At 71.7% G+C, this 9,195-nt stretch carries 12 protein-coding genes; 6 read left to right on the top strand and 6 right to left on the bottom strand.

All coding sequences use genetic code 11. From position 1 onward, the window contains the following. Window positions 1-43: 43 nt before the first annotated feature. Window positions 44-394: a helix-turn-helix domain-containing protein gene (locus ACWGH4_RS24640; protein WP_453464654.1), complete on the top strand. Its 351-nt coding sequence runs from the start codon at window positions 44-46 to the stop codon at window positions 392-394. A gap of 458 nt (window positions 395-852) precedes the next feature. Here the strand turns inward: ACWGH4_RS24640 and ACWGH4_RS24645 are convergent, their stop codons facing one another. Next, a complete protein-coding gene (locus ACWGH4_RS24645) occupies window positions 853-1,353 on the bottom strand; it encodes a hypothetical protein (protein WP_453464628.1) in 501 nt (166 codons plus the stop codon). 53 nt (window positions 1,354-1,406) lie between these two features. After that, window positions 1,407-2,180 carry an ArsR/SmtB family transcription factor gene (locus ACWGH4_RS24650; RefSeq protein ID WP_453464657.1) on the bottom strand — a complete coding sequence of 258 codons (774 nt, stop codon included), beginning with the start codon at window positions 2,178-2,180 and terminating at the stop codon, window positions 1,407-1,409. Window positions 2,181-2,367: 187 nt separating this feature from the next. On the opposite strand from ACWGH4_RS24650, the gene ACWGH4_RS24655 reads away from it, so the two are divergent. Further along, on the top strand, window positions 2,368-3,018 hold the full coding sequence (locus ACWGH4_RS24655) for a GNAT family N-acetyltransferase (protein WP_441264749.1): 651 nt from the start codon (window positions 2,368-2,370) through the stop codon (window positions 3,016-3,018). Window positions 3,019-3,057: 39 nt separating this feature from the next. On the opposite strand, the gene ACWGH4_RS24660 is transcribed toward ACWGH4_RS24655, so the two are convergent. Beyond that, a complete protein-coding gene (locus ACWGH4_RS24660; protein WP_453464631.1) occupies window positions 3,058-3,753 on the bottom strand; it encodes a GntR family transcriptional regulator in 696 nt (231 codons plus the stop codon). A gap of 240 nt (window positions 3,754-3,993) precedes the next feature. On the opposite strand from ACWGH4_RS24660, the gene ACWGH4_RS24665 reads away from it, so the two are divergent. Genes ACWGH4_RS24665 through ACWGH4_RS24675 form a run of 3 tightly spaced genes read left to right on the top strand, consistent with a single transcriptional unit; the run spans window position 3,994 to window position 6,280 of the window. Further along, window positions 3,994-4,758: a LamB/YcsF family protein gene (locus ACWGH4_RS24665; RefSeq protein ID WP_453464634.1), complete on the top strand. Its 765-nt coding sequence runs from the start codon at window positions 3,994-3,996 to the stop codon at window positions 4,756-4,758. Beyond that, a complete protein-coding gene (locus tag ACWGH4_RS24670) occupies window positions 4,755-5,411 on the top strand; it encodes a 5-oxoprolinase subunit B family protein (protein ID WP_453464637.1) in 657 nt (218 codons plus the stop codon). Before ACWGH4_RS24665 ends, ACWGH4_RS24670 begins: the two co-directional genes overlap by 4 nt. Beyond that, on the top strand, window positions 5,408-6,280 hold the full coding sequence (locus ACWGH4_RS24675; RefSeq protein ID WP_453464640.1) for a 5-oxoprolinase subunit C family protein: 873 nt from the start codon (window positions 5,408-5,410) through the stop codon (window positions 6,278-6,280). The genes ACWGH4_RS24670 and ACWGH4_RS24675 overlap by 4 nt, the downstream gene beginning before the upstream one ends. 77 nt (window positions 6,281-6,357) lie before the next feature. Here ACWGH4_RS24675 and ACWGH4_RS24680 read toward each other — a convergent pair whose 3' ends face one another. From ACWGH4_RS24680 to ACWGH4_RS24690, 3 genes are all read right to left on the bottom strand, one after another. Beyond that, window positions 6,358-6,543 (bottom strand): DUF397 domain-containing protein, encoded by a 186-nt coding sequence (locus ACWGH4_RS24680; RefSeq protein ID WP_453464643.1) that lies wholly within the window; start codon window positions 6,541-6,543, stop codon window positions 6,358-6,360. Further along, window positions 6,540-7,448: a helix-turn-helix domain-containing protein gene (locus tag ACWGH4_RS24685; RefSeq protein WP_453464646.1), complete on the bottom strand. Its 909-nt coding sequence runs from the start codon at window positions 7,446-7,448 to the stop codon at window positions 6,540-6,542. Before ACWGH4_RS24685 ends, ACWGH4_RS24680 begins: the two co-directional genes overlap by 4 nt. Before the next feature lie 242 nt (window positions 7,449-7,690). Continuing rightward, complete coding sequence (locus ACWGH4_RS24690; protein WP_453464648.1) at window positions 7,691-8,482, bottom strand: alpha/beta fold hydrolase; 792 nt, start codon at window positions 8,480-8,482, stop codon at window positions 7,691-7,693. A 194-nt stretch (window positions 8,483-8,676) separates the two neighbouring features. On the opposite strand from ACWGH4_RS24690, the gene ACWGH4_RS24695 reads away from it, so the two are divergent. Further along, a partial coding sequence (locus ACWGH4_RS24695) for a GNAT family N-acetyltransferase (RefSeq protein ID WP_453464651.1) occupies window positions 8,677-9,195 on the top strand: 519 nt, incomplete at its 3' end.

Genomic DNA, 9,195 nt, shown 5'->3' on the forward strand with positions numbered 1-9,195 from the left:
GCACCAGGGCCCCTCGACGCGTTCTCAGGAAGAAGAGGTGCAGATGGCAGCGGATAATGCGCTCGGTGGCCGACTCGACGACGATGACTACCCCGCCTACACGATGGGACGGGCCGCCGAGATGCTGGGCACCACGCCCGGCTTCCTTCGCGCGATCGGTGAAGCGCGGCTGATCACCCCGCTGCGCTCCGAGGGCGGTCACCGGCGCTACTCGCGGTACCAACTGCGGATCGCGGCCCGCGCGCGTGAACTCGTCGACCAGGGCACCCCGGTCGAAGCCGCCTGCCGCATCGTCATCCTCGAGGACCAGCTCGAAGAAGCGCGGCGCATCAATGCCGAGATCCGGCGTTCCGCCGGGCAGCCTGTCGAAAGCTCCGGAGAGGTCTCCGGCTGAGCCCACCGCTCATGAGCACCTTGCTCCGGCCGCAGTGTGCGACGGGCGGGCAGCGGCGTCCGCCCGACGGGCACCGCCGACCGGCCCGACACGCGCCGTGCCGCCCCCTCACTCGGGCAAGATCCGCTGGGGCCCGCCCTCCGAACCCGCTCTGGTCCGAGCGGCCCCCGTGCCGTCCGCGGTGGCCGGCCTCCAGGCCCGTCCCCGGTCCGGGCGGCCCCGTCCCGTTGCGACCGCGGTGGCCGCAACCCGAGCCGCCCTGGTCCGAGCGATCCCGCCGGCGCGACCGCGGTGGCCGCACTCCGAGCCGCCCTGGTGCGAGCGGCCCCGCGCCGACCGCGGTGGCCGGTCTCCGGATCCCGCCCCGCCCCGTGCCCTCCGCGGTGCCCGGCTCCGGAACCCGCCGCGGTCGGAGCGGACCCTCGCGCCGTACGACCCTGGCGGCGCGGCCCGGGCGATCAGGCCGCGGGGGCGTTCGGGAGTAGTGCCAGGAGCTGCTTCGTGTGGCCGGGGAGTTCCACTTCCGTCAGGCCCGTGAGGAGGTCCTTCAGTGGCACGGGCTGATCGACCAGGACCTTGTCGTTGGACAGCAGCCGTGTGGGCACCGGTGTGGCGAGTTCGGCCTCGCTCAGCGCGGGTCCGCCGAGCGCGCAGAGGGCCTCTCCCTGGCGGCGGATGCGGTCCCGGAGCCCGGCGTTGCCGCCGGCGAGCGCGATGACGCGGTCGATGGTCCAGGTGTCGAGAGCGATGCGGTTGTCGTACGTCGTGTTGGTCCCCGAAGCGACACACGAGGCGGCGGCGAGCGTGGCGGCGGTGACGAGAGAGACGTGCGCCAGGATCTGGTCGGCGTTCCACTCGCCGGCCGGCGGGGCGGCGACGGCGTCGCCGGACCCGGCGACCGTGGCGGCGGCATCGAGCAGCGCGCCGTAGGCGTCACCGAGCGGGCTGGTGTCCATCATGTCTTCTTCTTTCTGCGGTCGTGCGCGGAGTGAAGAGGAGCCGAGGGCCGCGGCTACATGTCCCAGGGCGCCTGTGGGAGGACCTCACCCGTCTCGAGCAGGGACTTGAGGTTCGCGAGCACGGCCGGCCACCCCTGTGAGATCCCCTCGAACATCTCCCGGTCGGGGAGGTTCTCGTGGGTCACCGTGAGGCGGACGATGTCCTGGTGCGGTTCGACGAGGAACGTGACGACGGAGCCGCCGCCCGGCGACGCCGTCCCCTTGGGGTCCTCGAAGGTGACGACCAGACGCTTCGGAGGCTCGGCCTCGATGACCCGGCCGATGATGTCGACCGTGTCCGAGCCGTCGGCGCGCCGGTGCTCCCACGTCGACCCGGGCTGCCAGTCGGAGACGTTGGCGTGTCCCCAGTAGCGCGCGGTCAGGTCCGCGTCCGTCAGGGCCTTCCACACCTGCTCCGCGCTCGCGCGGATGTAGGTCACGTAGACGTAGGTCGGCACGGACTGTCGTGCGTCGGTCATGGCGTACTCCTCTGCCTGATGCTTGATGGCGCTGATCGCTTGCAGCCGGGGCCTGTCGAACTCCGAGATCCAGCGCTCCTCGATCTCGTGGATCGGTCCCGGATCGAGGTAGTGCAGCCGTTCCCGTCCGCGCCGTACGACGGTGACGAGGCCGGCCCGCACCAGGACGTCGAGATGCTGCGTCGCCGACTGGCGGGCCATGGCGAGGTGCTCGCACAGCTCCTGGAGCGTTTGGCCGTTGTGTTCGCGCAGGCGGTCGAGAAGGAGCCGCCGGGTGGGGTCGGCCAGCGCCTTGAAGACCCGGTTCATCGCTGTCGCCTCGTCGCTCACTTCTCGATTATGCAGGCATCTGCCTGCATAACACCAGCGGCGCGCCGGTCCGCCGGTCGCAGGGAGACAAACCGGACCGGTGGGGTGCGTCGTCGGAGCGGCGGCTACCGTGCGGTGGGGGTCAACCGTGCGCCCTTCCGTTCCGGTCCGTCCTGTAGGGGGATCCATGACCACGACAACCGGCGGCACCGAGCCGCGACTGCGCCTGCCCTTCGATCTCGCCGGCCTGGAAGCGTCGCCCATCAGGACCGAGCGGCTGATACTGCGGCCGATCCGCCCGCAGGACGCCGACGACATCCACGCCTATCAGCGACTGCCCGAGGTCGTGGCTCATCTGCCCTGGCCGTTGCGCGACCGGGAAGCCAGCGGCGAGCACACCGAACTGCGTGCGAAGCAGCGCACGTTGGCCGCCGACGGTGAAGCGGTCGCCCTCGCCGTCGTGCTGCCCGGGGAGCCGGGTCTCGGCGGCGGGCGGGACGAACGGGTCATCGGCGACCTCACCTTCATCCTCACCAGCGCCGCCCATGCCCAGGTCGCGGTCGGGTGGGTCCTGCACCCCGGGTTCCAGGGCCGGGGGTACGCCCGCGAGGCGGCCACGGCCCTGCTCGACCTCGCCACCGGACTGGGCGCCCACCGGATCGCCGCGACGGTGGACGCGGCCAACGAGCCCTCCCTGGCCCTCTGCGCGCGACTCGGCATGCGCAGGGAGGCGATGTTCCGGCAGGACCGCCACGGCGACACCGGCTGGCGCGACACCGTGATCTACGCCCTCACGCGTGACGAATGGCTCGCCGGGAGGACGGCCTCGGCCCACTGAGGGGCGGGCGACCGGAGCGCGGCGCGGAGCGTGTGCGGCTTACGGGCCGAGGAGTTCGGAGTACCGCTCGACCAACTGCTGCTCCGCGTCGTCGAGATACGCCGCGAGCAGCAGTTCGGCCTTGGCGCGGTCAGCCGCCTTGAGGGCGGAGAGGATCTCGCGGTTGCGCTCCAGGTACGGCTCGTGGAAGCCGCGGGGATTGTCCATCGCGTGGAAGACCAGGCGCAGTTCGGCGAGGATGCCGCGCATCAGCTCGTCGAGGCGCCTGCTGCGGGCGAGGGCCACGACGGCGTGGTGGAAGTGGATGTTGGCGGTGCCGAGGTCGCGCCACGCGCCTTCCTTCGCGGCCTTCTCGCCCTCGGCGACCGCCGCCTCCGCGTGGCTCAGGTCGTAGGGCGGGGCATCGAGTCCGCGGACCGCCGCGCACTCGATGAGTCTGCGCACCTGGTAGATGTCGGTGACGTCCTGCACGGTCAGCATGCGCACGAAGACACCGCGGTTGAGCTCGTGGACCAGCAGCCGTTCGTGCGTGAGCAGGCGGAACGCCTCGCGCAAGGTGTTGCGGGAGATGCCCAGGGCGCCGCCGATGGCGTCCTCCGACAGCTTGCTCCCCGGCGGCAGGTACCCCTCGGAGATGCGTGTGCGCAGGATGTCCGCGACCCGTTCGGCGGTGCTGGAGCGTCCGAGCAGGGCGCGGTCGCCGACGAGCACGGCGGGGTCGACCTCGGCTGTCATGTGTCCGTCCTTCTCCCGCGGCCGGCGGTCGTCCGACGGTTTCCGGGACCGCGCCGGCCGGTCCGGGTCAGTCAACCGGAAATCATTGAACGAAACAACAGAGACCTTGTCGGATCGTTCAACGATTTTCTATGTTGTGTGATGTGATCGTGAACGCGGCTGACCGGACCGCCGCGTGGGCACCCGGAGCAGCGCGGGGGGTACCTCCTGACCGACGGACCGTTCCAAGGAGACGCAGCGGTGACAGAGCTCGTGATCGACCTCAACGCGGACCTCGGGGAGGGCTTCGGGCGATGGACCCTCACCGATGACGAGGCCCTGCTGTCTCTCGTCACCAGCGCGAACGTCGCCTGCGGCTTCCACGCGGGCGATCCCGGCACCATGCGCCGCGTCTGCGACACGGCCGCCGAGCGCGGTGTACGGATCGGCGCCCAGGTCTCCTACCGGGACCTCGCCGGCTTCGGCCGCCGGGCCATGGACGTGCCGGCGGACGAGCTCGCCGACGAAGTCACGTACCAGATCGGCGCCCTCCAGGTGTTCGCCCGCGCCGCCGGAGCGGCGGTGAGCTACGTGAAGCCGCACGGAGCGCTCTACAACCGGGTGGTGGCCGACCATGAGCAGGCGGCCGCCGTGGCCGCCGGCGCCCGGCTCGCCGACCCGGGGCTCGTGGTGCTGTGCCTGCCCGACTCCGCCATGCACGCGCAGGCGGCACGGGTCGGCCTCCCCGTCGCGGAAGAGGCGTTCGCCGACCGTGCCTACACGGCCACCGGGACGCTCGTCCCCAGAAGCACCCCCGGTGCCGTGATCACCGATCCGACGGAGGTCGCCCGCAGGGCGGTCGAGCTCGCACGGGACGGCCGCGTCACCGCGCTGACCGGCGAACCCGTGGCGGTACGGGCACGCTCTTTGTGCCTGCACGGAGACACCCCCGGAGCGGTCGCGGCGGCCGGACAGGTGCGCGCGGCGCTCGACGCGGCCGGGGTGAGGGTGGAGGCGTTCGTATGAGGCTGAGACCGGTCGGGGAGGACTCCCTCCTCGTGGACCTGGACACGCCGGAAGAGGCACAGGCCTGGCACGCCCGCATCCTCGACCAGTGCGGCCGGGGAACCCCGGCGCCGGTCCGCGACATCGTGCCCGGGGACCGGACCGTTCTCCTCTACGGCGTCGCCGACGTCCACGCCATGGAGGCCGAACTGCGCCAGTGGTCCGTCCCCCTGTCGGCGGCCGGCGGCGGTCCTCTGGTGGAGCTCCCGGTGCGTTACGACGGGGCCGATCTCGGCGCCGTCGCCGCCCTGTGGGGAGTCACCGAGGACGAGGTGGCGCGGATCCACAGCGGTACGGAACACCGGGTGGCGTTCTGCGGTTTCGCCCCGGGTTTCGCCTACATGCTCGGCCTCGGCGAGCGGTACCACGTGCCGCGCCGTCCCGCGCCCCGCACCTCGGTGCCCGCGGGCTCGGTGGCGCTCGCAGGCCCCTACACCGGCGTGTATCCGCGGGCCTCCCCTGGCGGCTGGCAGCTGATCGGGACGACCGGGGTGCGCCTGTGGGACCTCGGACGCGAACCCGCGGCACTGCTGACACCCGGCACGCGCGTGCGCTTCGTCGCCGAGGAAGCCGCGCCGGCAGCCGCTGTGGCGACGAGAAGGCGCACGGCATGAGCGGCGGCACGCTGGACGTCGTACGGGCCGGTGCCCTCACCACCGTCCAGGACCTCGGCCGGACCGGTCACGCCGGGCTCGGCGTACCGCGTGCCGGGGCCCTCGACCTGCCCGCGCACCGGCTCGCCAACCGACTGGTGGGCAACCCCGCCGACGCGGCGACGCTGGAGACCACGCTGACCGGCGTCGCGGTGCGGACCGACCGCTCGGTGGTGGTCGCCGTGACGGGGGCCCCGGCGCCGGTGCGGGTGAACGGCCGGCCGGCGGCGTGGGGAACCGCCGTGCGCCTGCCCGCCGGCGCCGTACTCGACGTGGGCACGCCGACCAGTGGCCTGCGCAGCTATGTCGCCGTCGGCGGAGGCATCGCGGTCGACCCCGTCCTCGGCAGCCGGTCCACCGATCTGCTCTCCGGACTGGGTCCGGACCCGCTCAAGGACGGGGAGACGCTGCCCCTCGGTGAGGCGGCGGGCCCACCGGTGCATGCCGACACGCTGCTGTGGCCGGCGCCGCCGGAGGAACTGGTGCTGCCCGTACTGCTCGGGCCGCGCGACGACTGGTTCACCGCGGCCGCGGTGAACACCCTCGCCACGGGCCAGTACGAGATCTCCCAGCACAGCAACCGCATCGCCCTGCGGCTGGACGGCCCGCCGCTGGAGCGGGCCGTGCACCGTGAAATGCCGAGCGAAGGCATGGTGGTCGGCGCGGTGCAGGTGCCGCCGGACGGCCGACCCGTCGTCTTCCTCGCCGACTGCCCCACCACCGGTGGCTATCCCGTGATCGGAGTCGTCCCCGAGAGCCGGCTGTCCCCGGCCGCGCAGGCCGTGCCGGGGCTGATGGTCCGCTTCGTACCGCGGCGCCACCGTCGCTGAGAAGGCCCACCGACGACAGCGGTCAAGTGAGCGCCTCGGAGCCGGACGTGAACCGGCGCGGCGCGCTCGCTGCGGAGTCAGGTCCGGGCGGCGTACGAGACGAAGCTCGTCCACGACGCGGGTGACACGGCGAGTCGAGGGCTCTGCTCGACCTTGGAGTCCCGGACGTGGACGGTCTCCGGAGTGGTCGCCACCTCTACGCAACTGTCGCCGGAGCTGCCGCTGTAACTGCTCTTGAACCAGGCCAGTTCTGTGGTGCTCATGCCGCTCCTCGCATCTGCCGCAGCAGGCTCAGGGACTCCTCCAAGGAGTGAGCCTGTGACCGCATCCTGGCATACCGCATCTGGAGCATGCTGACCACTCTGGGGTCGGAGATGAGCTGTCCGCTCTCCTGCCCCTCGCAGTAGCCGTACCACTTGTTGTCGGGCGTCTCCAGGAGCTGCATCGGACCGTCGACACCGGCGTGGGTCACTCGTTTCTGCGGCATGACCTGGACCTCGATGTTCCGAAGCGCCGCGAGTTCGAGGACGTGGTGGAGAAGTTCCGGGCTCGCTCCCACGCCGCGCTGGAGCACATGTTCCTCGACGATGAAGCTGAACGCGGTGTTCGGCCGTTCCCGAAGTAATCTCTGACGCTCCGTCCGCGCGGAAAGCATGGCCTCGATCTGCTCGTCGCCGAGTGGCGGCAGGCGCTCCGAGAACAGCGTGCGCGCGTACGCCTCCGTCTGCAGCAGGCCGGGGATCAAACGGCACTCGTACGTATAGAGGTTGACCGACTCCGCCTCCAGTTGTGCCCACTGCCGGAACCAGCTCGCCAGCCCCGGCCGCCGCGACAGATGCCGTGCCGCGCCCCGCAGCGCGCCGAAGGCGTCGAGCACCTCCTCCGCCCGGTCGACGAATGCCGCCGGAGGGAACCGGCGGCCCTGTTCGATGGAGGCGACGGTCGGCACCGAGTACCGCACCTGTGGGGCGAACTGCTCCTGCGTCAGCCGCGCACGCTTCCGGAACGCCTTGACGACCTCGCCGAACGCCTTGAGGCTGTCCGAACTCTCCGGCTCGGCGGCGCCCGTGGCGCCGTTCGTGTCCCCGGGCGGGCCACTGCCCGGTCGGCAACCGGCGCTGCCCGCCCGGCTGTTGTCTTCGTCCCCGCTGGTCTCGCACGCCGCCATCCCGGCCACCTTCCACGTACCGTGTCGCAACCGGCCCATGGTCAGGCTTCATGACCTGTTTCGTCCACCGTGCGTACCCGTACGCTGACTCTGCGTACGGGTTCGGCCTCGGGGACATCGGTACAGCGGTGATCGGTGCTTCCGGCCGGCCGCGCGGAGGAAGTCGGCGGCCTTGCCCGGCATGTCGTTTGCCGACAGGCGGGCGGGCCGCGGCCGTTGAGCGGCGGCGGGCCGCCGCGATTCTACGGTCGGTGCGAGGTGGCGGTGAGGAAGTCCAGGACCAGCGGGCCGGCGTGAGTGCGGGCTTCCTCGAAGTAGGCGTGGCGGGTGTCGGGGATCAGGTGGAGCCGGGCACCGGGGATGCGGTCGGCGAGCAGGGGTGCGTTGGCGGTGGGGTTGAGCAGGTCGTCGGTTCCATGGAGGACCAGGGTGGGTGCGCTGATGCTGGACAGGAGGTTCCAGGCGTTGTGCCGGTTGCTGGCTGCGAGGTGGCGGCGCCGGGAATGGGCAGGCATGAGGGGGTCGCCGAGGGTGTGGTGCGGGCCGGGGTGTTCGGCGAGCCAGCGGGGTGTGTACATGAGCTCCAGCAGGGCTTGCCGCGCGGCTCCGGGTTGAGACTGGGCCAGGGCCTGGCGGACGTCGTTGCCGCGTTCGATGCTGTGCGGGCCGCCGGGTGAGGTGCAGCCGAGGACCAGGGCGCTGACTCGGTGCGGGTGGCGGGCGGCGAGTTGCTGGGCTACACGGCCGCCCATGGACGTGCCGTAGACGTCGGCACGGTCGATGCCGAGGTCGTCGAGGACGGCGATGACGTCCTGGGCGAACAGTTCGGTGCTGTGAGGGGTGTCGGGCTTGTCGCTGTCGCCGGTGCCGCGGTAGTCGAGGGTGAGGGTGCTGCGGGCGGGGTGGAAGTCGGCGCGGACCGCGTCCCACCAGTGGTGGTTGTTGGCCTGGCCGGCCAGCAGGACGAGTGGCGCTCCGTTGCCTTGGAGCTGATAGGCGATGCGGGTCCCGTCAGGTGTCGTCGTGTACGTCATCGGCTGGTTTCCTCAACTTCGGTATGGGCGGGCACGGTACTCCGCCCGGGCTTTGAGCTGGTCGACGGCGGCCTCGATGTACCGGACCGGGGTTCCTGGGGCCGGCGCAGCTTGCGGCTGCGCCCCCCGGCGGAAGGTCTTCGGCGCGCAAATCGCTTGTGGGAGCGCTCCCGTGGCTGTTAGACATGCGCACCATGGACCTCGTTCCCTTCGTGCGCCGCTACCGTCCGTCCGACAGGGCGGCGCTGGCGGACATCTGCGTCAGAACGGCACACGAGGGCGGGGACTCCACGTCGCTCTATCCGGATCCCGGGCTGATGCCGACGCTGTTCGCCTTCCCCTATGTCGAGTTGCAGCCCGAGTTCGCGTTCGTGCTGGACGACGGCGCGGGGCAGGCCGTCGGCTACATCCTGGGCGCCGGTGACACCCCGCGCTTCGTGGAGCGGTTCCGCGCCGAATGGCTGCCGGTCGTGGCGGAGCGGTACCCCGAGCCGGCCGGAGAGCCGGCAACGCCCGTCGAGGAGATGCTGGTTCTCCTGCACCGGCCGGAGCGGATGGTGCTGCCGGAGCTGATGTCCTTCCCGGCGCACCTGCACATCGATCTGCTGCCGGAGTGGCAGCGACGCGGCTTCGGACGCGCCCTGATGCGGGCGCTGCTGGACGCCCTGGAGGCCGCGGGCGTGCCGGCCGTGCACCTCTGCATGGTGCGGGCG

It is taken from the genome of Streptomyces sp. NPDC054847, assembly GCF_053610925.1.